Origin of the sequence: Microbacterium allomyrinae, from assembly GCF_020682705.1 — a bacterium.
In the GTDB taxonomy this organism is placed as follows: Bacteria; Actinomycetota; Actinomycetes; order Actinomycetales; family Microbacteriaceae; genus Microbacterium; species Microbacterium allomyrinae.
In genome coordinates this window covers 100,446-127,244 of sequence record NZ_JAGTTN010000005.1, presented here as the reverse complement: position 1 = coordinate 127,244, position 26,799 = coordinate 100,446, and the positions used below count along the sequence as shown (strand labels likewise).

Below are 26,799 nucleotides of genomic sequence, written 5' to 3'. Positions count from 1 at the left end.
GAGCAGCCGTCGGCCCGCGCGTGCGCGCTCTCAGGCTCATCTCGTAGGCTCGACACGCCATGACTCTTGAGATCTTCGTCCCCTTCTGGGGGGATCCCGGCCTGCTCTATCTGACCGTCGACTCCGTGCGCGCGCAGCGCAACGACGACTGGCGGCTCGTCGTCATCGACGACTGCTACCCCGATGAGAGCGTCGCAAGGTGGTTCGCCGCGCTCGACGACGAACGCGTCTCGTACCTCCGGAACGAGGTGAACCTCGGCATAACCGAGAACTACAGGGAGGCGATCCGCCGGGCGACCGCGAGCCATATCACGATCCTCGGCTGCGACGACCTGCTCCATCCGAACTACGTCGACGTCGTCCTCGCCACGATCGCCGCCGTTCCCGACGCGGACGTCGTGCAGCCGGGAGTCGATGTCATCGACGAGCGCGGGACGGTGGTGCGACCGCTCGTGGACCGGGTGAAGACGGGGCTGCTCGCACCGCGCGGCGGTGAGGGCATCGCGGTGCTGCGTGGGGAGTCGATGGCGACGAGCCTCATCAGGGGCGACTGGCTGTATTGGCCGTCACTCACCTTCCGCACCGAGACACTGCGACGCATCGATTTCCGGGAAGGGCTTCCGATCATCCAGGACCTCGCGCTCCTGATGGACATCGCCTTCGAAGGCGGATGCCTCGCCTATAACCCGACACGGGCCTTCTCCTATCGGCGGCACGGCGCAAGCGCGTCCCAGAAGACGCTGCTGGACGGCCGCCGCTTCCGTGACGAGCGCACCTACTACGCGCAGGCACGCACGCTTGCTGCGGCGAAGGGGTGGGGCCGGACCGTGTCCACCGCCAGGCTCAGGGCGATGTCGCGACTGCATGGCGTCGCTGAGCTGCCCGGCGTGATCCGACACGGGACCGCCTCAGGACTACAATCTACGCTGGCGCACATCTTCGCCTTCTAACGCACGGGCGGCGTTCCGTACGAGCGCGTCCCCTCTCTTCAGGAGACCACGCATGTCCGATCACGTGCTCATCACCGGCGGCGCCGGCTTCATCGGCACGCGTTTGGCACGACGGTTCGTCGACTCCGGCCACTCCGTTACCGTCCTGGATGCGCTCATCCCCCAGGTGCACGGCGAGGAGCCGCGCACCACCTCGACGCTCCTGCACTCGCTCGACGGGGTCGCAACGGTGATCGAGGGCTCCGTCACATCGAGCGACGACCTGCGTGCGGCGCTCGACGGCGCGGGAATCGTGGTGCACCTCGCCGCCGAGACGGGGACCGGCCAGTCGATGTACGAGATCGACCGGTACGTCGAGGCGAACGTCGGCGGAACGGCGAAGCTCCTGGACATCCTGGCGAACGAGCCCCACACCGTGAAACGCGTGGTCATCGCGTCGTCGCGGTCGATCTACGGCGAAGGCGCGTACGGCACTGCGGACGGGCGGATCGTCTATCCGCCTCACCGCGCCGATGCCGACATGGCGGCCGGCGATTTCGATGTGCACATGGCGGGCGAGCAATCGCTCGAGATGATCCCGACCGACGAGCACGCGAAGCTGCATCCGTCGTCGGTCTACGGCATCACGAAGCAGATGCAGGAGTCCCTCGTGATGACGGTCGGTCCCACGATCGGACTCGAGCCCGTCGCGCTGCGGTATCAGAACGTGTACGGGCCTGGGCAGTCGCTGAAGAACCCTTATACGGGGATCCTCTCGATCTTCTCCACGCTCATCCGCCAGGGCAAGGCCATCAACATCTTCGAAGACGGACTCGAAAGCCGCGACTTCGTCTACATCGACGACATCGTCGAAGCCACGTTCCGCGCGTCTACGATGCCCGCCGCGGTCGGCCGCACGATCAACGTCGGCAGTGGGGTCGCCACGACCGTCAACGAGGTCGTCGCCTCGTTGTTCGCCGCGTTCGACACCGAGGTGCCGACGACGATCACCGGCAACTATCGTCTCGGCGACATCCGCCACAACGTCGCGGACACGACGGTTCTGCGTGAGGTCCTGGAGTACGAACCGCAGACCGACTTTCGCACGGGCGTGGCTCGCTTCGTCGAATGGGTGCTGACCGAGCCGATCGAGGAGAGCGGCTACGAGCGCTCGTTGAAAGAGATGACCGAGCGGAGTCTGCTCAAGTAATGGTCACGGCCCCGACCTCCAGCCGCGCCTTCCCGCACCGCCGGAACAGCCTCAATCTCTTCCGCCTCGTCCTCGCCGCGACGGTGCTGTTCGCTCACGCGTTCTACATCACCGGCAACGGAACCGGTCCGATGCTCCACGGCGAGAACCTCGGCGGCTGGGCAGTGGCGGGCTTCTTCGTCCTCAGCGGATTCCTCATCACCGGAAGCCGCTTCCGACACACGGCTGGCGAGTTCCTCGTCCACCGGATCGCGCGCATCTACCCCGCGTTCCTGGTCGTGCTGGTCGTGACCGCCCTGTTCTTCGCGCCGATCGCCGGGCTGCTCGAACGCGGCGAACTGGGCGGCTTGTTCACCACGCCGGTGACACCGCTCGAGTACATCTGGGGCAACATCGGCCTGTACATCCAGTCGTACTCCGTCTCGTGGACGCTCCAGACGGTGCCTTACCCCGGTGCGTGGAACGGTTCGCTGTGGACGCTCTATTACGAGTTCTTCTGCTACGTGATCGTCTGGGTGCTCGGCTTCCTCGCGATCTTCAAACGGACCGTGTGGTTTCCCGTCGTGCTATGGGTGGTCTCGGTTGCGGTGCATGCCACGATGGGGTTCTGGACTCGACTCGGACTGGACTTCGACTTCACCCTGCTGTTCAAGCTGTTGCCGTTCTTCCTCGGAGGAGTGGTCGCCTACGTGATCTTCGATCGATGGGGCATGCGTGCTCCGATCGGCATCGCCTGTCTGCTGGGGTCACTCGTCCCGATCTTCCTCGTGCCCGGATTCGGCGGCCAGCTCGCCGCTCCGGCGCTCGCATACGGACTGCTCTGGCTCAGCACCGTGATTCCCCAGCCCAAGCTGATCGCCAAGCACGACGTGTCGTATGGCTTCTACATCTACGCATGGCCGAGTGCTCAACTGCTCATGCTCGTCGGTGCGGCGCAGCTGGGAGTCTGGGCATTCATGGGGGTCAACGTGCTCGTCACTCTCGTCTTTGCAGTAGCGAGTTGGCTGCTCATCGAGCGCCCCGTGATGCGCGCGACTCGCAGACGATCGCACGCGACGGTGCCTGCGCACGCCGTCGGAGCCGTCCGCGGCGCTCTCTGAGGTTCGTCGTACGGAGTCCGGTGGTGGCGGCTGCGCCCGGGCGGCCGCACCCCCCGTTGTTAGACTCGTCACTATGCCTCGCGTGCTGGTAGACCTGCTCTCGTACTCGGGGACCAAGGGCGGCATGGAGGTCTACACGCGCGAGCTGTACAAGCAGCTCGGCGAGATCGCCCCGTCATGGGACTTCATCGGCTACCTCAGCAGGGAGGGCTACGAGCTCGACCGATCGTGGTTTCCCGGACGCACGATCGATTCGGGGATCAGCGGCGAGAATCGATTCGCTTGGGCGTACGGCGAGCTGTTCTCCGTCGCACGGCACGCACGTCGCCTGGGTGTCGAGCTCGTGCACTCCCCCGCTACGCTCGGGCCACGCCGGACGAAGATCCCCACCGTGGTGACGATGCACGACATGCTCTACTGGAGTCATCCGGAATTCATGTCCACTCCGCTGTACACCGAACCGGTGAAGTGGATGGAGCGCCAGGTCGCCCGCAATGCCGCGCACATCATCACCGTCAGCCCCGGATCGGCCTCCGAGATCCTGAAGTACCTTCCCGTCGACCCAGGACGGGTCCATGTCGTCCCCCTTGCCGGCGGACATCCCGCCGGTGTCGACCGATCGCTGGCAGGCACCGAGGGCCCGTTGATCATCGCGATGGGAAATCGTAGGCCGCACAAGAACTGGGCAGCGCTGCCGCAGGCCATCGCGCTGCTGCCGCCCGAGCGTCGCCCCCGCGTGATCATCACGGGAAGCCGCGGCGACGACCCGCTCGCACCGCTCGTGAAGGAGCTCGAGGTCGAGCCTTGGGTCGAACTGCGTGGCTGGGTCACCGACGACGAGGTGGCGCGCCTGTACTCCACGGCCTCCGCCCTCGCGATCCCATCGCTGGCGGAGGGCTTCTCTCTCCCCACGCTCGAGGCGATGAGCGCGGGAGTGCCCGTACTGCTCAGCGATATCGAGGTACACCGATACGTCGGCGGCAGGGCCGCCCGCTTCTTCCCCACTCAGGATGTTCCCGCGTTGGCGCGCGTGATCGATGACGTCGTGAACGATCCCGCTGAACTGGCGCGAATGACGATCGCCGGGCACGCACAGGAGCGCCTGTTCACGTGGGAGAGAACTGCGCGCGAGACCCTGGCCGTGTTCGAACGCGCACTCGCCGGTAGGTGAGGCCCTGGTCGACAACGACCCTCCGACAAGCGACCGCCGGGTTTCGCCCTGGCCAGGCGCTCGCTAGCGTCCCGTGGACGCGACCGCGTCTTCTCGATGCCGCGACACGGCGATCACGTGCACGCAGAGTCCGATCGCCGGTGGGGCTACCAGCGCCAGGACAAGGCGCGGCTCGAATGCTATGGGCAAGGCCAACGCCACGATCGTCAGCACTGCGGCCACCACCCACCCTGCGGTGTAAGGCACATGTCGATTGCGCCCCAAGAGCGCCGGGCCCGTCACGCACATCATCGCCACCAGCCCGGCGCTGACGGTGATCGTCGCGATCATGGCCGGGGTCACCGTGTAGCGACCGGACGATATGACTTCGATGACCCACGGACCGATCGCCCACGCCGCGGCGGCCAGCAGCACGACGGCGACGGCGGCGATCCCCAGCACGCCCAGGACGCGCCGCATGACAGCCCGCCCCGCCTCGCGGAAGATCGAGATGAGATAGCTCTGCAGCGCGAGGAGCGGGACGACCAGCGGTGCGCGGGTGAGCGTGATCGTCAGGATGAGGCCCGCGAGGAGCACCTCGTCGGCGTCGTGCGCCATCGCGCCGAGCAGCAGGGGCATCCCATTCATCATGACGCCCATCGCTGCCGCCGCCGTGACGGTTCCCGCGGCGTTCGCCAGCAGTCGTCCCAGCCGCACGTCGAGGCGAAATGCGCCGACCACCGTGCCGCGCGTCCGCAGCCACACGAGAAGGAATGCGACGCCGAAAGGCAGCGAGACCGCGAAGGCGATCCACTCCGGCGACCATCCCGCGACGAGGGCAACCCCGACGAGCGCGCCGCGGCACACCGCATCCACGATCGTCAGCCACGCAACCGCGCTCCACAGCTGCAGCCCGTAGAGGACGCCCGCCCAGACCGCGATGAGTACGTAGCCGATCAGCCCCGCGCCCAGAGCCGCCGCGAGGACGCCTGTGCCTCCGGGCAGGACGATCGGACCCACCAGCAGCGCGAGGGCTGCGGTGGCGACGAGGACGACACCGATCGCGATCAGTGTGAAGGTTCGCAGAACCGTGCTCGGCTGCGGATCCGTCGCCGGCTGCGCGGCCCGGGTCACCTCCTGCTGCACGCCAGAGAGCGCGGCGACGCAGAGGTAGAGCGTCGACCAGTACATCGAGAACGTGACGTACGCGGCGCCGTCGGGAAGCAGCGCCGGAGCGAGGATCTGGATCGCGTAGCCGAGCACACCCGCCACCGCGGTGGCGATGAGGATCTTGCGCAGACCGGTTGCGGCAGACTCAGCTCTCATCGTCGTCGCGGACGGAGTCGATCGCAGACTGCGGTTCCGCAGCGTCGGTCGAACGCCGCTCCCCCGCCGACCTCGCGTTCAGCTGCAGCTCCTCCACTTCTGCCCGCAGGATGGCGACATCCTCGGCAACCCTGCGGACCTCGTCCTCCGCCTGCGACAGCTCCCAGGACAGATGGAGGGCGACTCCGATCAGGAGCACGAGCGCGAGCGCGAAGAGCAGGTTCGAAGGGACCTCGACACCCAGCGTCTGCGACAGTCCGAAGAGCAGCCCCGGAAAGATCGCGAGGAGCAGAATGACGACACCGATCAGAATCCACAGCGTCGCGTACTTCTCCCGCAGCTGACGGCGCAGCAGCAGCGACACGATGATCGTGAGGACCACCAGAGCGAACCCGATACCGGCGAGCGCGATCATGCGCTCACCTCCGTCGAGCCACGCCGACCGCGCATGAGCGCGAGCGTGAGGGCGAAGACCGACCGGAGAAGATAGATCGTGGACCCCACGGGGTTCTGACTGGGTTTGCCGTGCACCCGAGCCCTCATCGCGACCGGAACCTGGGTCACCGTCAGCCCCGAGTGGATGGCGCTGACCAGGGAGTCGACGGTGTCGCCGAGATACTCCGCCGGGTAGTAGTGCACATATTGATCGATCGCCCGTCGATTCGCCGCACGAAACCCGCTCGTGACATCCGTCAACCGGGTCTTCGCAACGCGCGAGAGCACGCTCGCCAGGAAGATCATGGCCCACCGGCGAGGACCGCGCGCCTCATAGTCGCCGACCTCCGCGAACCGCGCTCCGATCGAGATGTCGGCATGCTCCAGACCGGCCAGGACTTCGGGGATATTACGGGGATTATGCTGCCCATCGGCGTCGACCTGGATCGCCTGCTGATACCCGTGCCTCTGCGCGAACGTGAAGCCCGTGCGCATCGCACCGCCGACACCCATATTGAAGGGAAGCACCAGCACACGCGCACCCGCATCGCGAGCGACTTGGGCAGTATCGTCGACGGAGCCGTCGTCCACGACCACGACATCGTAGTGCGAGAACTGCTCGAGGATCTCGCGGACGGTATTGCCGACGTTTCGCGACTCGTTCCATGCGGGAACGATGATGAGCGTTCGCTCGGCGGGTTCGGGCATGGTGCAGTCATCTTATCAACTGCGCCCGAGGTCGCTGCCAGCGCGGCCGAGCACACGGAACCGGTCGTGTTAGTTTTTCTTGTCCGGGATGCCCGGGCCGCTTCCCCGCCTCAGAGGACCGCCGTGCACTCCGCGCCCACCGACACAGACGTCGATGACTCCACGCTCGCGTCGGACGCCGCACACGAGGACCGTGCGACCCGGACTCGACGCATCACTGACCTCGCGGTCTTCGTCGTCCCGACGGTCGTGTATCTCCTCTTGATCCTGCTGGGCGCGACGACGTCGAACATCGGAATCGACTCGCAGCGACAAGACCCGCAGCAGCCGCTGGGACTGCACATCGGCGGCGACCAGAGCATCCGGTCCGACGAGTTCGGCACCGGCTCCCCGATCTGGATCGGGCAGATCGCCAGAGACGGCGTATCCGCGATCCCCCCGCTCAGCGCCTCCGGCGACCTGTTCGCCCAGCTCCCGTCCGGGCCGATCTCGACCATCGTCTTCTTCGAGAGCACCGCGTTCCACCTCGGCTCGATCGTGCCCGCCGAGATGCTCTTCGCCATGAAGTGGTGGCTTCCGACCTACCTGCTCTTCCTGGGGCTGCCGGTGTGGTTCCGACAGATTTCCGGCAGGCTGCGGTGGGGATACCTCGCCGCCGTACTCGTGGCGGTCTCGCCCGCAACCGCGTGGTGGTCGGGCATCCCGGTGAACACGTTGGGGTTCGTATCGGCCGGGTGCGCTCTCGCGGTGTTCGGCTCACGGGCGCTGTCGTCGCGGCTCTGGGTGCGGGCCGCTCTCGCGTTCGTGCTCGCGGGGATCCTGCTCGCTCGAACACCGACGTACTATCAGCCGACCGCGATCGTCGTCGGCATCCCCCTCGTGCTGGCCACAGCGCTCGTCATCCTGACCGATCGCTCGCGCCTGCGCGTCCGAATCGCCGGTCTCGCGGCCGTCACCGCATCGGGAATCCTCTGGACCGGCGCGCTGCTGTGGGAGAGCCGAGACGCGATCGCGACCGGATTGACGACCGTGTATCCCGGGCTACGCCAGAGCAGCGGCCAAGCGCTCGATGCGGGTTTCGTGTTCGGCGCGACCAACCTCGGGTGGCTGCGCTTCCAAACAGTCGGGGCCGGATCGAATCAGTCCGAGATCACCACCTCGTACGTCGCCCTCATCGCGGCGGTGATGATCCTGCTGGCGGTGGGTCGACTGAGCGGTGGCCGCCGCGTTCGGTGGATCATCCTGGCGGTGGCCATTCCGGCGCTCTTCTGGACGAGTTGGGCCCTGGTCTCGTGGGGCGACTGGAGTTCCTCGATCCCCCTGATCAACCGTGTGCCGGCGAGCCGTGCAGCCATGGGAGCGGGATATCTCGCCGTCATCGCCTTCTGCCTCGCCCTGTCCCACTTCCATGTCGCCGGGAAGAGGCGATTGGTCGTCGCCGGCTCGTCCGCTGCGACCGTCGTCGCACTCTCGGTGTGGGGCGGAGTCTCACTGCGAGCCTCGGGCCTGCTCGCCGAGCTCGCACCCTGGATGATCGCGCTGTCCGCGGTCGTCGCAGGATTCGCGGTGTTCGCGGTGATCTTCTGGCCGACTCGAATCTGGCCCCTGATCACCGCCGGAGCAGCCGCCCTCGCCGTTACCGTCACCGCCCAGCCCGTCCTGTTCGGCCTCGGCGACCTGCACGCCAGTTCGACGGCGCAGCAGATGACGCTCTGGGCCGACGCCAGCCGCACGGACGGCACGGTCTGGGCGTCGGACTCACCGGCGATGAACTCGCTGATGGCCGCCACCGCGGTGCCGACGCTCAGCTACCGGCAGCAGATCGGACCGGATCGTGAACGCTGGGAGCTGCTCGATCCGACGGGCGCGTTCGAGACGATGTGGAACCGCGGCGGCACACACATCGCGTTCGAATGGACGTCGTCGGGCATCGAGTTCGATCAGCCGTACGCGGACACGCTGATTCTGCGGGCCTCACCGTGCCTGGTCCAGAAGAGGATCCCCGAGTTTCGGCACGTGGTCTCGACGCGCCCGCTCGACGCCCCGTGCCTGACCGAGATCGCACGCCTCCCGTGGTCCGGTCGCACGCAGTACGTCTACGACGTGACGCCCGCACCCTGATCATCGATGGAACGGTCGTACCTCAGCCCGTCGCGCACGCCGCGGACGAACGCCGCGATCTTCTGCGGACGGTCGTCCTCGAACAGCAGGACCTTCGTCCATGCCTTGCCGAAGTACGACAGGTCCTCCCAGAACCAGGGGCCGAACCCGTAACGACGGATGAGAACGAGGCGATTGCGCGACATGTAGTACTGGCGCGTCGGCGAGTAGTCCGCGACGAAGAAGTCCCGTCCGAGGACACGTCGAGGCACCGCTCCGCCGAAGCGATGGTCGAGGACCACGTCGAACGCCTTGAGGTTCTTCAGACCTCGTCGGCCGGCGCGCAGGCTGATGTCGTGATCGACGTAGTCGATGAACAGACCCTCGTCGTGGAGCCCGATGCGATCGACGACCTCGCGGGCGAACAGCGCGCCCGAGCTGATGAGCGTTTCACGCACACCGACGCCCGAGCCGCGTTCGCGACGGAACTCATGGCCGGTCACACCCGAGCGCAGCGCCGGGCCCACGATCCCCGCGCCCGGACCGAAGGAGCGGTACGCGCGGACGAGTCCCTCGACCAGTCCCGCCGGCGCAGTGCTGTCCTGGTCGAAGATGACCGCGTAGCGGTGTCCGGAATCGAACACCCGCCGCATGCCGGAGTTGAAACCCGCCGCGACGCCGACGTTGCCGGGCTGATCGATGACCTCGACGTCGGGGATCGTCCGCAGCCGGTCGAACACCGTGGATTCGTCACCCGGGGAGTTGTTGACGATGAAGACCGCGCCGACCTGCGGCGCGAGCGCCAGGATGTTGTCGACGAGGGACGCGTCCGGATGGTAAGCCAGCACCACCGCGCCGACGCTCTGATCATCGCCCTCGCCTGTCACATCACCCATTCTCCCCGATGAGGGGCGCGCGAGATTCCGCCATCTTCGCGCCGGCCGGCTCACCGGCGCCGCGTCAGCCGCGTCGCCACACGGACCAGGCGATTCGACGGATCGATCATCCACCCGAGCCGGCGACCCACCCGAGGATGAAGTCCGAAGTACATCCTTACGAAATCACGCAGCCGCCCCTGCCCCACGTACCCTGCCTGCTTGATGAACATGATCCGCTCGACGCTGTCGCCGGGGATCGTCGCCGACATCTGATCGAAGTTGAACTGCATCGAGGTGTGACTGATCGAGGTGTATTCCGCGGTCGCCACCGTGCGCGTGTGGTACCCGAGCTCGCCGGCCACGTACGACGGCATCCGCTCGAGGATGTGCGCGAGGCCGCCGTCGCGATAGGCCTCCGCGCCGCCGAAGTCCTCGTGCGTCCAGCGATGCTCCACCAGAAGGCGCAGCGCCTCCGGCCGCGCGATGTACATCGAGCCGTAGGGCGCGAGCGGCGAGATCTCGTCCAACGGAACGTGGATGCCGAGAGTGCGGCAATACTCCTCGAAACCGGGCTTGTTGGACCACCAACCCCGTCCCATCGTCGGGTAGCCCACATGAATCATCGGAGGGTAGACCAGCCCGAGCCCGGGCTCCTTCTGGAACATCGCCAGGACGTTGGCGGCATATCCTGCGCTCGGAAGCAGGTTGCCGAACTGCTGGGACTTGAAGTGCCGGCCCACGTTGTGCCCGTCCTGCGGCGTCTTCTTCGAGTGAAGCTTGACGACGAGATCGTAGCCGCCGTCGAGGATCACGTCGCGGCATCCGATGAGGAACGCGCTCTGGTCGCGGCCAGCATTGTCGACGACGCGCACGTCCACGGTTCGCCCTTCGCGCGGGCGGCCGTCGATCACCGCGGTGATCTCGGCGGCCTTCTGCGCGTCGGGGGTCGTGACGTAGAGGTCATATGTTCCCGGCAGCGTATCGACGAGGTCGAGCATCTCGTCCGTCATCTCAACGTAGAAGATGTGCAGCAGCGCCGCGATGCGGAAGGGTCGTGTCGGATCGTAGCCCGCGTCCCGGTGAGAGAGCACGTGATGCATGGCTGCGTCGGTGTACAGCACGCGCGGTTCGACATTGCGAGCGAGGCTCTGCCACGCCAGATGCACGGGATAGCCGTGACGCTCGGCGGCCTCCATGACCCAGCGCCCGATGACCGCGTGCCTATCGAGGAACGGCGGCCAGTGCAGGAACGGCCGCCGCTTCAAAAGGGGGCACCCCGCATCGATCAGCAGGTCGGCGTTGAACAGCGCCGGGTGCTCGCTCGGGTAGTCGCTCGCCGGGAACGCTGCGGCATGGGCGAACCCGTGCTCGGCGAAATGGCGCGTGAACGTCGCCTCGTGCAGCAGGATCGCGTCCTGGATGCTGACCAGTTCGGGCAGGTCTCGCCAGTAGGCCTTCCAGGCAGCGGACAGGAACATCTCCGGACGCACCGCGATCCAGAAGGACTGCAGGTGATACGGCAGCACGCCGTCCCCCGTGAAGGGATTGGGCACCTGCTGCGGGTGGTCGGCCATGCCCCAGAAGGCGACCGGCTGTTCCGCCATGCGATCGAACACCGGTCCGAACGGCCGGACCGGGCCGAACCAGGTGTCGTTGGTGAGGACGACCTCGTCGAACCGGGCGATGTCGACACCCACATGCTCGAGACCCGCCTTGTGAGCCCCGATGTCGAACCCGACGTTGTCACGTACGAGCACATCGTCCGCCACGCGATCCAGCTTCGCGTGCGCCTCAGGTATCAGCGACCCGTTCGCGACGACGACGATGCGCGTCGCGTGGGACCGCAGCGCCTCCAAGGCGAACAGCACGTAGTCGTCCACGGCGCCGCGCCTGTCCCACAGGGCGTAGATGACGAGGCGGGAGACATCCCGTCGGGCCCCCACCGGTGCGTCGGGGGTCATCCTCGATCTCCGTTCGTCCCGGTGACGCGGCGCAGACCGCCGACGACGCGTCGGGCCGCCATGTACACCGGAGATATCGCGCGCGCGACAGCGGGGTGGTTCAGCTGAAGATACATGCGGCCCAGACCGATGGCGCCGCCGTGACCGGTCGGCCCGGCACGATGCAGGAACTGGATCTGCTCGACCGGATAGCCCGGCGTCGTCGACGAGAGCTGGTCGAGCTTGAACTCGAGTGACGTGTGGCTGAGTTCGGCGTGCTCCGCGTTCAGGACGGTACGCGAGTGGTACCCGCGCTCGCCCGCCGCGTTCGCGACGAGACGCTCGATCGTGGGGCCGAGCGCAACATCCGGGAACTCGTTCGACGGCGCGAAATCGTCGTACTCCCAGACCCTTTCGGTCAGCTGCGCCAGCGCTTCAGGCCGTGCGATCCACATACCGCCGAAGGGCGCGAGCGGGGTGATCTCATCGATAGGAACTTCGATGCCGAGCTCTGCAGCCAGCGATTCGGCCCGCACCCGGTAGCTGCCCCATCCGCTGCCCATCGTAGCGACGCCGGTGTGGATGGTCGGCGGGAAGACCACGCCCAGGCCGGGCTCGCGCTGGAACAGACCGATGATGTTGGCCGCATAGCCCGGCGAGCTGAGCAGATTGTCGAGCTGATGACGGGTGAAGTATCGACTGGCATTGAACGACTTCGTCACCGAGCGCTTCGAGTGGAGCTTGACGACCAGGTCGTATCGGCTGTCGACGATCACATCGCGGCATCCGATCAGGAAGGCGCTCATGTGCTTGCCTGCCTTCGAGGGGACGACGCGGACATCGATGTCGTCGCGTCCGCGGTCACGGAGCACAGCACGGATACTGTCGGCTCTTCGCCGCTCGTTCGAGGTCACGAACACATCGACGTCTCCGGGGAGGCACGCGACGCGATCGAGGAGCTCACCGGTCATGTCGGGGTGAACGATGTTCACCACGGCGGCGATGCGCAGCGGCCGGCTGCTGTCGTAGCGGTCCTCGAAGTCCGGCAGGATCTCGAGCATCGCGGCATCCGTGTTGAGCGTGTGCGGAGCGACATTGCGTGCGAGATCGCGCCAGATCAGAGGCATCGGATAGCCGAGGTCGTCGACCATCTCGAGGATCTCCCGGCCGATCACCGCGTGACGGTCGAGAAATGGCGGGTAGTGGAAGAAGGGCCGGCGCTTCAACAGGGGACAGCCGTCCGCCAGCAGCAGATCCGCGTTGAACAGAGCCGGATGGTCGGTCGGATACTCCGCCGCGGGGAAGGCGGCCGCGTGGACGAATCCCTGCGTAGCGAAGTGCTCGGTGAAAACCGTCTCGTGCTTCAGGACGGCATCGTAGTAGTCCGGCATCGCGGGCAGATCCCGCCAGTATTGGCGCCAGGCCTCGGTCAGGAACATCTCGCGACGGACGGCGATCCAGAAGGATTGCAGGTGGTAGTGCAGCACACCCTCCCCCGTGAAGGGGTTGGGCTCCTCCCGCGCATGGTCCGTCATCCCCCAGAAGTGGACCGCTGTGTTCCCCAGGCGTTCGAGGACCGGCCCATACGGCCGCACGGGGCCGAACCAGGTGTCGTTCGTGAGTACCACTTCGTCGAAGTCGGAGATGGCATCGCCGACATGATCCAGCCCCGCCTTGTGGCCCCAGATGTCGAATCCGATGTTCTCACGCACGACGATCTCGTCGCAGACGGGGGCGAGTGCAACGCGCCCCTGTTCGCTCAGCTCTCCGTTGACGACCACGACGATCCTCGTGGAGTGCTCCCGGAGCGCGGACAGCGCGTAAGGGATGTAGGACTCGACATCTCCTCGCTTGTCCCATACGACGTAGACGATGAGGCGGCGACTGTCCTGAGTGAGGGATGCCGGCGGACTCACGAGGCTGGTATCCATCGAAGTGCTCTTCTCCGTCAGTGTCGGCCCTGCTCGAGCGCCTTCAGAAGGTAGGCGCCGTATCCGCTCTTCACAAGCGGCTCCGCGCGTGCGCGCAGCTCATCGTCGGAGAGGAACCCCATTCGCCAGGCGACTTCCTCGGGGCAGCCGATGGAAAGACCCTGTCGCTTCTCGACGGTACGGATGAAGTCTGTGGCCTCGCTGAGCGAGTCGAATGTTCCGGTGTCGAGCCATGCCGTGCCCCGAGGCAACAGTTCAACGCTGAGCGTCCCACGCTCGAGATACACCTTGTTCACATCGGTGATCTCGAGCTCACCGCGAGGCGAGGGCCGGAGGTTCTTGGCGATCTCGATCACATCGTTGTCGTAGAAGTACAGTCCGGGCACGGCGTAGTTGCTCTTGGGCGCGGCGGGCTTCTCTTCCAGGGAGACCACTCGTCCTTCTCCGTCGAACTCGACGACGCCATAAGCGGTCGGATCGTCGACCCAGTACCCGAAGACGACCCCGCCCTCGAGGTCGGTGTACTGGCGAAGACGAGTACCCATCCCCTGCCCATAGAAGATGTTGTCGCCGAGCACGAGCGCCGCGCTGTCGGATCCGATGTGTTCCTCGCCGAGGATGAACGCCTGCGCGAGCCCGTCGGGCGAGGGCTGAGTCTTGTAGGTGAGCGATACGCCGAATCGGGACCCGTCGCCCAGCAGTCGCTGGAACTGGTCGGAGTCCTGCGGCGTCGTGATGATCAGGATGTCCTGGATACCCGCCAGGATCAGCGTCGAGAGCGGGTAGTAGATCATCGGCTTGTCGTACACCGGGACCAGCTGCTTCGAAATGCCGAGGGTGATCGGGTGGAGCCGCGAGCCGGTGCCACCGGCGAGGATGATGCCACGCATTGTTCTAGTCTCCGTCATTTCGATCACGCCGTCCAAACCACGCCTGTCGTCGAAGTTCAGCCCGTGAGCGTCATCACCGCCGCGTAACTGACGACCGCTGCTGCGACAGAGAACCACCGCGTCCAAACCGAACGTGCGAAAAGAAGGCCGGCGCAGACCAGGAAGAACGCCAGGAGCGACATCCCATAACGTGCCGGAAGGTAGAAGTAGTACCCGGCCATCAGCACAGTCGCGATCGCCAGGAGCGGCCCTGAGACGAGGGCGACGAAGAAGGTCGCGAGGGCGAACGATTCGGAGCGCGAACCCCGTCGCGAGACCGCGATCAGTCCGATGACGCCCGCGACGACGACCCAGGTCATCACGGCCGCGGCGACCTCGGCTCCGATGCCCACCAGCCCCGGTTCGATGGCGCCCTTCGCGACACCGGGGAAGAAGCGCAGCACCTCCTCGACCAGCGCGCGCATCGTGAGCGGGGCCTCCACGCCCTGATCGGCACGGGTGTCGTAGACGATGAGATTTCTGATCACCGCCCACACTCCCTGGGCCACGACGGACAGGATGACGGCGGAGAACGCGGAAACGACGCGCCGATCGCGGATCAGGGAACGCCAGCGACCGCCGCGTTCCCGGCCTCGACGGAACGCGTCGGCGATCGCCCAGAAGATCAGGGCGACCGCAGCAGCGGCGACTCCCATCAGGTTCTGCATCTTCGCCAACGTCAGCAGAATCGCCGACACCACGAAGATCCACGGCACCCAACGGGATCCACGGAGGAACATCGTGAGGCAGAAGACCATGAGCGAGCCGGTGAACAGCGAAGTCGCATCCGTGCTGATGTACGTGTTCGACCAGTAGGCGGACAGCGAGCCGATCAGCAGCAGTCCCATCGATCCGGCCACCACGATGTCGACCCGCAGCCGACGCAGCGTCAGATAGAGCAGGACCGCAGCAGCGGCCAGCCAGACGGCCCCGGTGTATCGTCCGGCCTCGGTGATGTCGTCAATGCCCAGGAGCACCAGAGGTTGCGCCATCAGCCAGGTCGCTCCGAAGTACGCCGGCGTGTAGATGTCGGCAGTGGTCTTGCCCGCGTTGGGCATCGTCTCCTCGTCGGACGCCTGCCAGTCTGTACAGAAGGACTCCGGGTAGAAGCCGAGCGTGCGCACGCCGTTGCACGACAAGTAGTTCCGCGCGTAGTCGCCGGTCTCTTCGCCGCGGTGCACGACGCCCTGCGTGGGAACCTTCGCGAGGTAGTCGATGTAGACGTACTCGTCGATCGGCGACACCATCTCGTGCTGAGGAACCTGCCAGAGCACCAGCCCGAGGCTCGCGATCACGAGGAACACTGAGACGAACCAATCCACCCGCCGTCCCGTGGGGTGTAGCCAGGAGGGCTTCGCTGCCCCGTCCCGCGGGCGCGGTTCGACCTCTGCCTGCACCCCCGACGTCGATTCCTCGGACATTTGGCACCCTCTCGAAAACCGTCTGCGACCACCACATGTGTCGCGTCACTCGTTCCGCGACCGCTGCCGAGGAGCGCACGGAGACCCAGCCTATTCGACGGGCCTCCGCGAACCCTGACCGACGCCGCGTCGAACCACCCGGGGCCTCCGCGTCATCCCGGTAACCTTGTGGGATGCGGAATCTCCTCGTGACCGGCGGAGCCGGCTTTATCGGCTCGAACTTCGTTCACCACGTGCTCGAGCACACCGACGATCACGTCACGGTCCTCGACAAGCTGACCTACGCCGGCAACCGGGCTTCGCTCGACGGACTGCCCGCTGAACGACTCACGTTCATCCACGGCGACATCACCGACGCGCCCCTCGTCGACCGACTCTTCGCCGATGTCGACGCCGTCGTGCACTACGCGGCCGAGTCGCACAACGACAACTCGCTGCACGACCCGCGACCATTCCTCGACACCAATATCATCGGCACCTACACGCTCCTCGAAGCCGCACGGCGGCACGGGCGCCGGTTCCACCACATCTCGACCGACGAGGTCTACGGCGACCTCGAACTGGACGATCCCTCCCGTTTCACCGAGCAGACGCCGTACAACCCGTCGTCGCCGTATTCGTCGACGAAGGCCGGGAGCGACCTGCTCGTGCGTGCCTGGGTGCGCTCCTTCGGTGTGCAGGCCACGATCTCGAACTGCTCGAACAACTACGGCCCCTACCAGCACGTGGAGAAGTTCATCCCGCGTCAGATCACCAATGTGATCCGCGGCATCCGTCCCAAGCTGTACGGGGCGGGCGAGAACGTGCGCGACTGGATCCACGCCGACGACCACTCGTCGGCCGTGCTCACGATCCTCGACAAGGGCGAGATCGGCGAGACGTACCTGATCGGCGCCGACGGGGAGAAGAACAACAAGGATGTCGTCGAGCTCATCCTCGAGCTCATGGGCGAGCCGAAAGACGCATACGACCACGTCACCGACCGTGCCGGCCACGACCTGCGCTACGCCATCGACTCCACGAAGCTCCGGACCGAGCTCGGCTGGCAGCCCACCTATGGCGACTTCGAAGCCGGCCTTGCCGCGACCGTCCAGTGGTACCGCGAGAACGAATCGTGGTGGGCGCCCGCGAAGGACGGCGTCGAGGCGTTCTACGCCTCGAAGGGGCAGTGATGGCGGAGTTCGGCAAGCCGCTCTCGATCGTCGAAACCCCCATCCCGGGGATGGTCGTGTTCGAACTGCCCGTGCACGGCGATTCGCGCGGCTGGTTCAAAGAGAACTGGCAGCGCGAGAAGATGACCTCGCTTGGTCTCCCCGACTTCGGACCGGTGCAGAACAACATCTCGTTCAACGATGCGATCGGCACGACTCGCGGCATCCACGCCGAACCCTGGGACAAATGGGTGTCGGTGGCGACGGGTCGCATCTTCGGAGCGTGGGTGGACCTGCGCGAAGGCCCGACCTTCGGCGCCGTGTTCACGACCGAGCTGGACCCGTCGCGTGCCATCTTCGTTCCACGGGGCGTGGGCAACTCCTACCAGACGCTCGAACCCGACACCGCCTACACGTACCTCGTGAACGACCATTGGTCACCGGACGCGTCGTACTCGTTCCTCAACCTCGCTGACGAGACAGCGGCCATCGACTGGCCGATCGCGCTCGCCGACGTCGAGATCTCGCCGAAAGACCTCGCCCACCCGCGACTGGCAGACGTGATCCCGATCCCGCCCCGCAAGGTGCTCGTCGTGGGCGCCAACGGCCAGCTGGGTCTCGCCCTGCGCGAGGAGTTCGCCGGACAGGCGCACGTCGAGTTCGCCGCACGTGCCGATCTCGACCTCACCGACCCGCAGCTCGAATCGGCACGCCGCTGGCGCGACTACGGCGTGATCATCAATGCCTCGGCCTACACCGCGGTCGATGTCGCCGAGACCGCCGAAGGCCGTCGCGACGCGTGGGCGTCGAACACCTCCGGCACTGCCGCGTTGGCGCGCATCGCCACAGCGAATGGCATCGTGCTGGTGCACGTGTCCAGCGACTACGTCTTCGACGGCACGCTCGATCGGGCGTATCGCGAAGACGACGCGATGTGCCCCCTCGGCGTCTACGGGCAGACCAAAGCGGCCGCCGACGCCATCGTCGCCACCGTCCCTCACCACTACATCGTGCGCACCTCATGGGTCATCGGCGAAGGCAAGAACTTCGTGCGTACGATGGCATCGCTCGCCGAGCGGGGAATCGATCCCACGGTTGTCGACGATCAGATCGGTCGGCTCACGTTCACGACGGACATCGCTCGCGGAATCCGGCACCTGGTCGACAGCGGTGCGGCCCCCGGCGTCTACAACCTCACCGGAGCCGGAGAGCCCCAGTCGTGGGCCGGCATCGCCCGCCACGTCTTCGAGCTGTCAGGCCACGATCCTGATCGCGTCACCGGCGTCACGACGGAGCAGTACTTCTCGACTGCCGCGGGTCCCATCGCACCACGCCCGCGCAACAGCGTGCTCGACCTCACCAAGATCGCGGCAGCGGGTTACGAGCCCGCTGATGCTGTCGCTTCGCTCGCCGGTTATCTCCGCGCGGAGTGATGGCGGGCAGGGCGCCGGTTGCGGCCGGCGCCCAGACCCGACTCGTCAGCAGCGGATGGAGCGGGCCACGTCGGCGCTCAGCGTCGGCTCGCCACCGATGAGCGTGACCTTCTGAACGCTGTTGGCGGTGAACCACGTCTTGGCCTGTCCCGACATGCAGTTTCCGGACGTGGTCACCAACGGCGACTTGGTGATGCCCGCCAGCACCGAACCGCTGAGCGCATCGGGGAAATCGGTCCCCGTGGCGAGGTAGACGCTCGGCCCGCCCTGCGGATAGACCGCCTGGTTGAGCAGGAGGCTGGTCGCGTACCGGTTCGCCCCGCCGATCCGGTTCACGCTCACTCCGCTGGACCGGAGGCCCGCCTCGATCCCCGCGCTCACCGCGGCGGTGTCACCCGCTACCGTCACTGTCTTGATCCCGCGCTCGCGCAGCGTCGCAGCTGTCGCCGCATCGAGCGATCCATCCGCGCCCGCCACGAGGATGACGGGTGAACCGGTCGCCCCGCCCAATGCCGCCGCAGCGACCGCATCCTGGTATCGCGTGCCCGTCACGATGTAGGCCGCACTCGCCTGAGGAAACGCCTCTGCGGCTATCAGCCGGCTCGTCTCATAGCGATCGCGCCCGGCGACTCGCTTGATCGCGGCGGCGGGCACAGCCGCTGCGACGGAGTCCTGGACCGCCTGCGAGATGCGGTCCGTGCCCCCGAGGACGATGACTGACGTCGGCGCCAAGCGCTGCAGCTCCGCGAGCACGCTGCCCGGAACCAGGTCCCGTTCTGTCAGCAGCAATGATGCGCCGGTGTGCGCCGCTGCCGCACCGGCCGCGAGAGCATCGGGGAACTCGGTCCCGGACGCGATGTACACCTTCCGCGTCCCGGACGGATAGGCGGTCTTCGACACGGCGACAGCGGTGTCGTACCGGTTCACGCCGGAGAGCCGACTGGTCGTGTAAGCAGGCGAAGCCGCGGGCGACAGGTACGCACTGTGCGCCCAGAAGACTACGCCGTCGATGCGGATGCGCCACCACTCGCCGGAGATGCCCGTGCGGGTAACGACCGTCCCCTGACTGAGAGACCCCGCAATAGGCTCGCACGCGGTGGTCGGCGCCAGTCGCAGATTCAGCGAGGCGACGTTGACGGCGAACTCGCCGTCGGCTGCCGTCACCGATGCCGGCTGTGCACACGCGTTCGCGGGCACCTGGGTCGAGCCGAACCAGTCGGTGAAGTAGTTGTAGAAATTGCGGTTCCCGTACGACGCGCAGGTGTCGCTCGACTCGCCGTACCCGGCCCGCAGCGCCGCAGCGTTCGGCTGGTAGGGCGTGTAGTAGTACAGGTTGGCGGTGGCCTGGTTCTGGATCTGGACGGGCGAGGATCCGCATCGGTCCACCCATGCGCCGTTGACGTTGAATGGCGGGTGGTACAGCACGTTCCAGGTCTTTCCGGGTGCGTACCAGGTGAAGTACTGGCTCGTACCGGGCGGATTGGCGTATCGCTTCATCTGCCACGCAGCTCCGTAGACCTGGTTGAAGAAGCCGTGGTAGCGCGCATCGCAGCCCGCGGTGTCGGGGCATCCCTGCCCCATCGCGAGGGTGTACCGGAACTCGCTCGGCCATACGTGGTTGACGAGACCCTGCTCCTTCTGGAGCATGACGAGGATGACCTGCGGGTTGATACCGCACGCCTGAGCGACCTTGTAGATGATTCGTGACGCACGCTCGCGGACTCCGCCCGAGTACGCGCCGCACATGGCGTCGGCGGTAGTGGTGCGCGACGTGTCGTACCAGTCCCTGAGGCAGGTGTACCCCGCCTGACACGACGGGACCTTGCTCTCGAGGAAGGCTTGGATCTGCGCCTCCGACATCGAATCCTTATAGAAGAACACGGCATCGCTGACGATGTTGCCGGCCTGGAATCGGGAGAGATCTGCCGCCCTGACGACACCCGCCTCGACGGTCCCGGCAGCAGCGACTGACGATGTCTCGACTTCACGGGATGAAGTTGCTTGCGCACTCGCTGCGTGCGTCGGGATCAGCCCGACCACGAGCACGAGCACCGCGGCCCACGCGATCACCACAGCGCGCGCGCGTGCGTGGATGGTATGGTCCCTAGGCCCCGACATGTGACCAGTGTGGCGTAAGTGAAAGCTGGTGGCCAGTCCGCTCGCCCGATTGCGCTCGGCAGAGAGGTTGCCCGTCACAGCTCGGCGTGCAGCATCCACACCTTGTCGGCCGCTTCGCGCCACGAGAACGCGCGGCCCCGGTCGCCTGCGAGCACACCCAATCGCTCGGCCGCCGCCGTCGAGCCCACTGCTGCGGCCAGGGCCGAGCCCAGCCCTTCGCTGAGCTCTGAAGCATCCGTGGCTGTGACGAGCACTCCCCCGTCGAGCACGATCTCGGTGTGCACCGCGGACGACGCGGCGATCACCGGCACCCCGAGCGTGAGCGCGTCGACCACGCGCCAGGGGAACGCGGCCCGGCGAGAGGGGGCGACGAACGCGACGGCACCGCCGAAGATCGCGGCACGATCGGCCGTTCCGAGCGCGCCCCGCACGTGCAGCACGCGTTCGGGGAGGCCGGCAGCCGCGGCGAGATCCGCCACCGCGGGTTCGTGGCCCTCCTCGACGTCGATCACGACGACCGGGAGGTCGACGCCGGATGCCGCGACCGCAGCGAGACCGGCATCCAGCCCCTCCGAGGCCAGGGGTCCCCCCGAGAGGAGGATGAATCCTTCCGGCACGTCGAGTTCGCGGCGGCGCCCGACCTCGTCGGTGGGCACGGCGTAGTCGTGCGGCGATGCACCGGCGATGACGCGGATGCGGTCGCCGAGGGGGGCGATCTCGGCGAGACGCTCGGCGAGCGCGTGCGTGGGGGCGACGATGGCGTCGGCGTGCTTGACCGCGCGCTTCAGCATCGCCTTGTGCCACGCCACGACGGTGCGCGGCAGCTCGCCCGGTGACTCCCACGGCCGAAGATCCCACACGGTCACCACGGTCTGGTCGTTGTCGTGCACGCGGTCGTGGCGCACCAGCGGGGCGAACAGCGTCGGCGAATGGATCATGCCACCGCCGATCCCGGTGCCCACGCCCAGCTGGAGCGCGGCTGTCAGCTCCCGCCGCTGCAGCGCGGTCCGGCGAATGCCCGCGAGACCGGCGACCGCTGTCAGCGCGGTGTCATCGCCACCGGCCGGAGCGATGCCTTCGACCTCGCACCCCGCGGGCGCGCTGATCACCAGAGCGCGAACGAGTTCCCGGGAAGCCTCGGCGAGCTCGGGCTCGGTCGGCGCGACGAGCTGATCCAGGACGACACGCAAGGTCGCGACCACGACTCATCCCTCCGGCGTCGAGGTCGGAGTGGGCGGGTGGAGCTTCGTGCGCACGAGCTCTTGGATGGCGGCGAAGTCGGGCTCGTATTCGTCGACGCCGCCCTCGGGGGTGAGCTCGATCGTCTGCACCGGCTGCTCCTTCGCCTTGAGCGCGAGTTCGGCGAGGAACGGCACGAGAGACTGCGGCAAATCGGTCTCGACGATGTCGGTGCCGGCCGTGGCGATCTCCTGGAAACGGGTGAGCACGGTCTGCGGCGTGAACTGGGCGAGCATCGCCTGCTGCAGGATGCGCTGGCGCTCCATGCGATCGAAGTCGTCGGTCGTGTACCGCGAACGGGCGTACCACTGCGCGGTGTCGCCATCCATGTGCTGGGTGCCCGCCTCGATCCAGCCGATCGCCCACTCGTCGGCGGGTTGGCCCGAGTACGAAGGTCCGCCGCCCTTCGGCAGGCGCTCGGCGACGGTGATCTCCACGCCGCCGAGGGCATCGATGAGTGAGGCGAAGCCGTGCATGTCGATGAAGACGTAGTACGGGATCTCGATGCCGAGAATGCCCTCCGCGGCGTCCTTCGTGGCCTCGACGCCCGGCTCCGAGCCGTTGGCCTCGGCATCCGGGTACAGCAGGGTGCCGTCCTGGCATACCTCGACCTCGGTGCGCAGCTGATTGATCCCACTCCCCCAGCCGCAGCTCGCGTCCGCGTGTCCCTCGTGCCCGTTCGGGTACTTGTCCTGCATCGGGCCCGCCGAGAACGGGAAGTTGGGCATGTCACGCGGGATGCCGGTGATCGTGGTCGCACCCGTCTCGGCGTTGATCGACACGACCGAGATGCTGTCGAATCTCATCGAGTCGCGCCCCTCACCGCTGTCGGCACCGAGCAGGAGGATGTTGTAGTACCCGTCGGACGGCGGCACCGAGGGTCCGCTCTCTCCGAAGATCGCACCGAGCGTGTCACGCGTCGTGCCGGCGACGTTCGCAGCGTATGCGGCGCCGGCACCCGACCCCACCAGGAGGAGGGCCGAGACCAGGGCGATGCCGAACCGTGCGAACGTCCCCGTCTTGACCAGGCGCACCAGGCGCAGCGTGTCGACCGTGAGCACGACCCACAGCGCGACATAGCCCACGAGCGCGACCTGCACGATGGTGAGCGGCAGCCAGCGGAACCACGCGAGCCAATCGGGGATCCAGGTTCCGAGCGCAATCGTCACCAGCGCGGTCGGCCAGAGGAGCGCGAGCAGACCGGCGGCGATCGCCACGACCCACATGGCGAGCGTGGCGCCGAGGCCGAAGCGTCCGAGCCGGCGATTTCCCGCCAGGACTTGAGCGGATCCCGGGATGAGGAAGTTGAGGACGATCAGCCACCACCCGCGACGGGTCATGACACCGCGGGAGGAGGCATCCGGATATCGGAGCGGGCGCTCCTGCACGAACGACCCCCGCGCACCGCGGGCCGTCTGGCGCGGCGGGGTCATCACGCTCACAGGGAGTCCTTGAGCCGCCGGTTCTTCTCGTCCACCTGCGCCTCGAGGTCGCGCGCGTACTTCTCGACCTGCTCCGCGACGGCGGGGTCGGACGCGCCGAGAATCCGCACGGCGAGGAGGCCGGCGTTCTTCGCGCCGTTGATGGAAACGGTCGCGACCGGAATCCCCGCGGGCATCTGGACGATGCTCAGCAGCGAATCCATGCCGTCCAGCGTCGCCAGCTGCACGGGAACGCCGATGACCGGCAGAGCCGTGAGCGAAGCGAGCATGCCGGGAAGGTGAGCCGCTCCCCCGGCACCGGCGATGATCGCCTTCAGTCCGCGCCCGCGCGCTTCACGGCCGTACCGCATGAGTTTGTCGGGGGTGCGGTGGGCCGACACGACCTCGACCTCGTGCGGCACGCCGAAGTCGGTCAGCGCCTGCGACGCGTCGCTCATGACGCGCCAGTCCGAGTCGGAGCCCATCACGACGCCGACCAGCGGCGACTCGGAGGAATGCAGCGGCACGGAACTCATCGGGGACGGTGGCACTCGTCAAGGCTAGGGTGCGAGGCTGGAAGATCCCCGCAACGGCGCGCCTTGCCCCTCGTGACGATCGCGGTCAGTCGAGGAAGAAGGATGCCGCGGCCCGGGCCTGGTACGCGACGTCGTCGAGATCGTCGCCCGAGACGTTGACATGCCCCACCTTGCGCCCGGGGCGCGGCGCCTTGCCGTACGTGTGGACCTTCGCCTGCGGATGCTCCGACATCGCGGCGGCGAAGCGCGCGTCGAGCGACTCCTCGGCCGGTCCGCCGAGGATGTTCACCATCACCGCCCACTCGGCCACCGGGTCGGGATCGCCCAGCGGCAGGTCGAGCACAGCGCGGAGGTGCTGCTCGAACTGGCTCGTCACGGCGCCGTCCTGGCTCCAGTGCCCGCTGTTGTGGGGGCGCATCGCGAGCTCGTTCACGAGAAGCCGCTCGTCGGTCGTCTCGAAGAGCTCGACCGCCAGCATCCCGGTCACTTCGAGGCCCTCGGCGATCGCGACGCCGATCTCCGCCGCGACGGCGCGGAGACGTTCGCTCGAGTGCGGGGCAGGAGCGATGACCTCTGCGCAGACGCCGCCGCGCTGGACGGTCTCGACGACCGGGTACGCCCGCATCGCGCCCGAGGGGCGACGTGCCACCTGCTGCGCGAGTTCGCGAGCGAAGTCGACGAGCTCCTCGACGAGCAGTGCCCCGCCGCGCGCGTCTTCGGCGAGCGTGGCGAACCAGTCGTCGGCCTCGGTTCCTGCGCTCACGACCCGTACGCCCTTGCCGTCGTAGCCGCCGCGGGGCGTCTTGACCACGGCGCGGCCGCCGTGCGCGTCGAGAAAGGCCTGCAGTTCGGCGGCGTCGGTCACGGCTGCCCAGTCGGGCTGCGGCATCCCGAGCTCTGCCAGCCGGGCGCGCATGACCAGCTTGTCCTGGGCGACGCGCAGCGCATCCGGGCCGGGGTGCACCGCGACGCCCGCGTCGACGAGGACGGCGAGTACATCCTGCGGCACGTGCTCGTGGTCGAAGGTGATGACGTCGACGTCGCGCGCGAACGCGAGGACCGTGTCGGCGTCGTGATAGTCGCCGACCGCCGTGGCGGCGAGGGATGCCGACATGCCGACGTCCTCGGCGAGCACGCGGAGCTCGACCCCGAGCTCGACCGCGGGCGCGATCATCATGCGGGCGAGCTGCCCGCCCCCGACGACTCCGACTCGCAGCGACATACCGTTCCTTCCGTCGCCTCCATCATCCCGCATCCGGCCGGCGCACGATGGCCGGCGAGGCTCATGCCGTCGGTGGGGCGGGGGGCGCGGGCGGCGTGCCGGGCGGAAGCGGCTGCGCGTCGCGGTGGGCGAGGATCTGGTTGACCTCGACCTGGTCGACGAGCGCCTCGTGCACCAGCTCGACGCTCGGGATGTTCGCCAGCCGCAGCGGCTGGTCGACGCCGTTGGCGAGCGTGAGGGTGCCGGCACCCCAAATGCGCTGCAGGATGCCGCGCCGCACCTGCACGGTGTAGCCGCGCACATGGACGAGTTCGCGCCGCTTGACCGCGATCACGCCACGACGCTCCAGCACGCGCCGGGTGGTGATCGTGTAGACGTGCGCCCACCATCGCAGGAACGGCACCAGCACGAGCAGGAGGACGATGCTGCCGGCCGCGGCCAGTAGCATCCAGTCCTCGAACGGCGCCGGCAGATTGCCGTAGAAGTACCCGGACGCGCCCGCGACCACGACGAGCAGGATCGCCGACCACGTCAGGCGACGCGCGTGAGCACGGAACCTGGCGACGAGCAGCTCCGGCGTCGGCGCGCCGGGGGCCGGCATCAGCGGTCTGCCGCCGTAGCTCGTCGGCTGCGTCATGCATCCATTCTGGAGGCAGCGGCCGACAGACCCGCGCGCACCCGCCGGTTTTGCCCCATCCAGCTGTGCGCGATCGACTGACCCCGTGTCGATCGAGCGCGGTCAGCGCACGTGGACGACGTCGCCGGCCGAGACGATGCTCTCGAACTCGGCAGCCTGCACGACCACGAGCCGGCCGTCGGGGTCGATGCGCTGCGCGCGCCCCCGCAGCGTCTCGCCATCCGGCAGCGACACCACGACTTCGCTGCCCACGGTGCTGCACAGCGCCTCGACCTCGGCCAGCACACCGGCCGCCGCCGCGTCTCCGTGCGAGGCGGCGAGCGCCGAAAGCTGCTCGTCGAGCGCGACGAGGTAGTCGGCGAGAAGTCGGTCCTCGTCGCAGACCACTCCCAGCGACGCGAAGGACGTCGCGGTCTCGACGGGAAGATCGGCCTTCGGCATCCGCGTGTTCACGCCCGAGCCGACGACGACGACATCCGGGTGTCCCGGCACGACCTCGGCGAGGATCCCGCACACCTTGCCACCGTCGACCAGTACATCGTTCGGCCATTTGAGGGTGGTGCTGTGCCCCGACCCGATCTGAGCGCCGACTGCCCGGGTCATCGCCGCGCCCGCGATCAGTGAGACCCATCCCCGCGACGCCGGCGGCAGCGCATCGACGTGGACGACGACCGACACAGCGAGGGCGGTGCCCGCGGGCGTGACCCAGGAGCGATCCAGGCGACCGCGGCCGGCACGCTGGTCCGTCGTCAGAAGCAGCGAGAGGTGCGGCCATGCCGCAGGCTCGGCGATGACGTGCTGCACGACGTCCGCGTTCGTCGAGTCGGTCGCCTCGACGACCTGAGCACGCGGGCTGACCGCTGCGGTGAGAGGGTAGCCCTCGGTCGGGAACGCCATGCACCCCACGGTACTCGCGCGCCGCAGCATCCGTCCCGCCGTCCCACCCCGATGACCCGACGGGCACAGCGGATCCGGAAACCCCTTG

General features: G+C 67.4%; 22 protein-coding genes. 7 read left to right on the top strand and 15 right to left on the bottom strand.

Annotated elements, in window-relative coordinates:
- Positions 1-59: 59 nt before the first annotated feature.
- The 4 genes from KEC57_RS14595 to KEC57_RS14580 all read left to right on the top strand — a co-directional run bounded on the left by KEC57_RS14595 (position 60) and on the right by KEC57_RS14580 (position 4,410).
- On the top strand, positions 60-950 hold the full coding sequence (locus KEC57_RS14595) for a glycosyltransferase (RefSeq protein WP_229385419.1): 891 nt from the start codon (positions 60-62) through the stop codon (positions 948-950).
- Positions 951-1,002: 52 nt separating this feature from the next.
- Positions 1,003-2,139 carry an NAD-dependent epimerase/dehydratase family protein gene (locus tag KEC57_RS14590; protein ID WP_229385418.1) on the top strand — a complete coding sequence of 379 codons (1,137 nt, stop codon included), beginning with the start codon at positions 1,003-1,005 and terminating at the stop codon, positions 2,137-2,139.
- Positions 2,139-3,239, top strand: a complete 1,101-nt coding sequence (locus tag KEC57_RS14585; protein ID WP_229385417.1) for an acyltransferase family protein — start codon at positions 2,139-2,141, stop codon at positions 3,237-3,239. Before KEC57_RS14590 ends, KEC57_RS14585 begins: the two co-directional genes overlap by 1 nt.
- Positions 3,240-3,312: 73 nt before the next feature.
- Positions 3,313-4,410 (top strand): glycosyltransferase family 4 protein, encoded by a 1,098-nt coding sequence (locus KEC57_RS14580; protein WP_229385416.1) that lies wholly within the window; start codon positions 3,313-3,315, stop codon positions 4,408-4,410.
- Between the two features lie 63 nt (positions 4,411-4,473).
- Here KEC57_RS14580 and KEC57_RS14575 read toward each other — a convergent pair whose 3' ends face one another.
- Genes KEC57_RS14575 through KEC57_RS14565 form a run of 3 tightly spaced genes read right to left on the bottom strand, consistent with a single transcriptional unit; the run spans position 4,474 to position 6,858 of the window.
- Positions 4,474-5,715: a hypothetical protein gene (locus tag KEC57_RS14575; protein WP_229385415.1), complete on the bottom strand. Its 1,242-nt coding sequence runs from the start codon at positions 5,713-5,715 to the stop codon at positions 4,474-4,476.
- The gene (locus tag KEC57_RS14570) at positions 5,705-6,130 is read right to left on the bottom strand and encodes a DUF2304 domain-containing protein (protein ID WP_229385413.1); all 426 of its coding nucleotides are present in this window, start codon (positions 6,128-6,130) and stop codon (positions 5,705-5,707) included. The genes KEC57_RS14575 and KEC57_RS14570 overlap by 11 nt, the downstream gene beginning before the upstream one ends.
- Entirely contained in the window at positions 6,127-6,858 is a 732-nt protein-coding gene (locus KEC57_RS14565) for a glycosyltransferase family 2 protein (RefSeq protein ID WP_229385411.1), read from the bottom strand. Before KEC57_RS14565 ends, KEC57_RS14570 begins: the two co-directional genes overlap by 4 nt.
- A 123-nt stretch (positions 6,859-6,981) precedes the next feature.
- Between KEC57_RS14565 and KEC57_RS14560 the strand changes: the two genes are divergently transcribed.
- Positions 6,982-8,979, top strand: coding sequence for a DUF7657 domain-containing protein (locus KEC57_RS14560; protein ID WP_229385409.1), 1,998 nt, complete (start codon positions 6,982-6,984; stop codon positions 8,977-8,979).
- On the opposite strand, the gene KEC57_RS14555 is transcribed toward KEC57_RS14560, so the two are convergent.
- From KEC57_RS14555 to KEC57_RS14535, 5 genes are read right to left on the bottom strand one after another with little or no spacing between them, the layout of a single operon-like run.
- Positions 8,955-9,845 (bottom strand): glycosyltransferase, encoded by an 891-nt coding sequence (locus KEC57_RS14555; protein ID WP_229385408.1) that lies wholly within the window; start codon positions 9,843-9,845, stop codon positions 8,955-8,957. The genes KEC57_RS14560 and KEC57_RS14555 overlap by 25 nt on opposite strands.
- Positions 9,846-9,904: 59 nt before the next feature.
- Positions 9,905-11,797 carry a rhamnan synthesis F family protein gene (locus tag KEC57_RS14550; RefSeq protein ID WP_229385406.1) on the bottom strand — a complete coding sequence of 631 codons (1,893 nt, stop codon included), beginning with the start codon at positions 11,795-11,797 and terminating at the stop codon, positions 9,905-9,907.
- A complete protein-coding gene (locus KEC57_RS14545; protein WP_229385405.1) occupies positions 11,794-13,707 on the bottom strand; it encodes a rhamnan synthesis F family protein in 1,914 nt (637 codons plus the stop codon). The genes KEC57_RS14550 and KEC57_RS14545 overlap by 4 nt, the downstream gene beginning before the upstream one ends.
- 17 nt (positions 13,708-13,724) lie before the next feature.
- Positions 13,725-14,597 (bottom strand): glucose-1-phosphate thymidylyltransferase RfbA, encoded by an 873-nt coding sequence (rfbA, locus tag KEC57_RS14540; RefSeq protein WP_229385402.1) that lies wholly within the window; start codon positions 14,595-14,597, stop codon positions 13,725-13,727.
- Between the two features lie 56 nt (positions 14,598-14,653).
- The gene (locus KEC57_RS14535; protein WP_229385401.1) at positions 14,654-16,057 is read right to left on the bottom strand and encodes a hypothetical protein; all 1,404 of its coding nucleotides are present in this window, start codon (positions 16,055-16,057) and stop codon (positions 14,654-14,656) included.
- A 173-nt stretch (positions 16,058-16,230) separates the two neighbouring features.
- On the opposite strand from KEC57_RS14535, the gene rfbB reads away from it, so the two are divergent.
- Together rfbB and KEC57_RS14525 are read left to right on the top strand one after the other, a co-directional pair.
- Positions 16,231-17,229 (top strand): dTDP-glucose 4,6-dehydratase, encoded by a 999-nt coding sequence (rfbB, locus tag KEC57_RS14530; RefSeq protein ID WP_229385399.1) that lies wholly within the window; start codon positions 16,231-16,233, stop codon positions 17,227-17,229.
- Complete coding sequence (locus KEC57_RS14525) at positions 17,229-18,641, top strand: sugar nucleotide-binding protein (protein ID WP_229385397.1); 1,413 nt, start codon at positions 17,229-17,231, stop codon at positions 18,639-18,641. The genes rfbB and KEC57_RS14525 overlap by 1 nt, the downstream gene beginning before the upstream one ends.
- Positions 18,642-18,686: 45 nt before the next feature.
- Here the strand turns inward: KEC57_RS14525 and KEC57_RS14520 are convergent, their stop codons facing one another.
- The 7 genes from KEC57_RS14520 to KEC57_RS14490 all read right to left on the bottom strand — a co-directional run bounded on the left by KEC57_RS14520 (position 18,687) and on the right by KEC57_RS14490 (position 26,711).
- Positions 18,687-20,759, bottom strand: coding sequence for a cell wall-binding repeat-containing protein (locus KEC57_RS14520; RefSeq protein WP_229385395.1), 2,073 nt, complete (start codon positions 20,757-20,759; stop codon positions 18,687-18,689).
- A gap of 74 nt (positions 20,760-20,833) precedes the next feature.
- The gene (locus KEC57_RS14515) at positions 20,834-21,961 is read right to left on the bottom strand and encodes a glycosyltransferase (protein WP_229385393.1); all 1,128 of its coding nucleotides are present in this window, start codon (positions 21,959-21,961) and stop codon (positions 20,834-20,836) included.
- A 3-nt stretch (positions 21,962-21,964) separates the two neighbouring features.
- A complete protein-coding gene (locus tag KEC57_RS14510; protein ID WP_229385391.1) occupies positions 21,965-23,440 on the bottom strand; it encodes an LCP family protein in 1,476 nt (491 codons plus the stop codon).
- The gene (gene purE, locus KEC57_RS14505; RefSeq protein ID WP_229385552.1) at positions 23,437-23,904 is read right to left on the bottom strand and encodes a 5-(carboxyamino)imidazole ribonucleotide mutase; all 468 of its coding nucleotides are present in this window, start codon (positions 23,902-23,904) and stop codon (positions 23,437-23,439) included. Before purE ends, KEC57_RS14510 begins: the two co-directional genes overlap by 4 nt.
- Positions 23,905-24,040: 136 nt before the next feature.
- On the bottom strand, positions 24,041-25,177 hold the full coding sequence (locus tag KEC57_RS14500; RefSeq protein ID WP_229385389.1) for a 5-(carboxyamino)imidazole ribonucleotide synthase: 1,137 nt from the start codon (positions 25,175-25,177) through the stop codon (positions 24,041-24,043).
- A gap of 61 nt (positions 25,178-25,238) precedes the next feature.
- The gene (locus KEC57_RS14495; protein WP_229385387.1) at positions 25,239-25,814 is read right to left on the bottom strand and encodes a PH domain-containing protein; all 576 of its coding nucleotides are present in this window, start codon (positions 25,812-25,814) and stop codon (positions 25,239-25,241) included.
- Positions 25,815-25,916: 102 nt separating this feature from the next.
- Complete coding sequence (locus KEC57_RS14490; RefSeq protein ID WP_229385386.1) at positions 25,917-26,711, bottom strand: biotin--[acetyl-CoA-carboxylase] ligase; 795 nt, start codon at positions 26,709-26,711, stop codon at positions 25,917-25,919.
- Between the last annotated feature and the right edge of the window lie 88 nt (positions 26,712-26,799).

Bases quoted from the DNA above. Each gene is read 5' to 3' on its own strand.
- KEC57_RS14585 (WP_229385417.1), top strand. From the start codon at position 2,139: ATGGTCACGGCCCCGACCTCCAGCCGCGCCTTCCCGCACCGCCGGAAC.
- KEC57_RS14500 (WP_229385389.1), bottom strand. From the start codon at position 25,177: ATGTCGCTGCGAGTCGGAGTCGTCGGGGGCGGGCAGCTCGCCCGCATG.
- rfbA (WP_229385402.1), bottom strand. From the start codon at position 14,597: ATGCGTGGCATCATCCTCGCCGGTGGCACCGGCTCGCGGCTCCACCCG.
- KEC57_RS14545 (WP_229385405.1), bottom strand. From the start codon at position 13,707: ATGGATACCAGCCTCGTGAGTCCGCCGGCATCCCTCACTCAGGACAGT.
- KEC57_RS14590 (WP_229385418.1), top strand. From the start codon at position 1,003: ATGTCCGATCACGTGCTCATCACCGGCGGCGCCGGCTTCATCGGCACG.
- purE (WP_229385552.1), bottom strand. From the start codon at position 23,904: ATGGGCTCCGACTCGGACTGGCGCGTCATGAGCGACGCGTCGCAGGCG.
- KEC57_RS14595 (WP_229385419.1), top strand. From the start codon at position 60: ATGACTCTTGAGATCTTCGTCCCCTTCTGGGGGGATCCCGGCCTGCTC.
- rfbB (WP_229385399.1), top strand. From the start codon at position 16,231: ATGCGGAATCTCCTCGTGACCGGCGGAGCCGGCTTTATCGGCTCGAAC.
- KEC57_RS14550 (WP_229385406.1), bottom strand. From the start codon at position 11,797: ATGACCCCCGACGCACCGGTGGGGGCCCGACGGGATGTCTCCCGCCTC.
- KEC57_RS14525 (WP_229385397.1), top strand. From the start codon at position 17,229: ATGGCGGAGTTCGGCAAGCCGCTCTCGATCGTCGAAACCCCCATCCCG.
- KEC57_RS14490 (WP_229385386.1), bottom strand. From the start codon at position 26,711: ATGGCGTTCCCGACCGAGGGCTACCCTCTCACCGCAGCGGTCAGCCCG.
- KEC57_RS14495 (WP_229385387.1), bottom strand. From the start codon at position 25,814: ATGACGCAGCCGACGAGCTACGGCGGCAGACCGCTGATGCCGGCCCCC.
- KEC57_RS14520 (WP_229385395.1), bottom strand. From the start codon at position 20,759: ATGTCGGGGCCTAGGGACCATACCATCCACGCACGCGCGCGCGCTGTG.
- KEC57_RS14570 (WP_229385413.1), bottom strand. From the start codon at position 6,130: ATGATCGCGCTCGCCGGTATCGGGTTCGCTCTGGTGGTCCTCACGATC.
- KEC57_RS14535 (WP_229385401.1), bottom strand. From the start codon at position 16,057: ATGTCCGAGGAATCGACGTCGGGGGTGCAGGCAGAGGTCGAACCGCGC.
- KEC57_RS14580 (WP_229385416.1), top strand. From the start codon at position 3,313: ATGCCTCGCGTGCTGGTAGACCTGCTCTCGTACTCGGGGACCAAGGGC.
- KEC57_RS14575 (WP_229385415.1), bottom strand. From the start codon at position 5,715: ATGAGAGCTGAGTCTGCCGCAACCGGTCTGCGCAAGATCCTCATCGCC.
- KEC57_RS14565 (WP_229385411.1), bottom strand. From the start codon at position 6,858: ATGCCCGAACCCGCCGAGCGAACGCTCATCATCGTTCCCGCATGGAAC.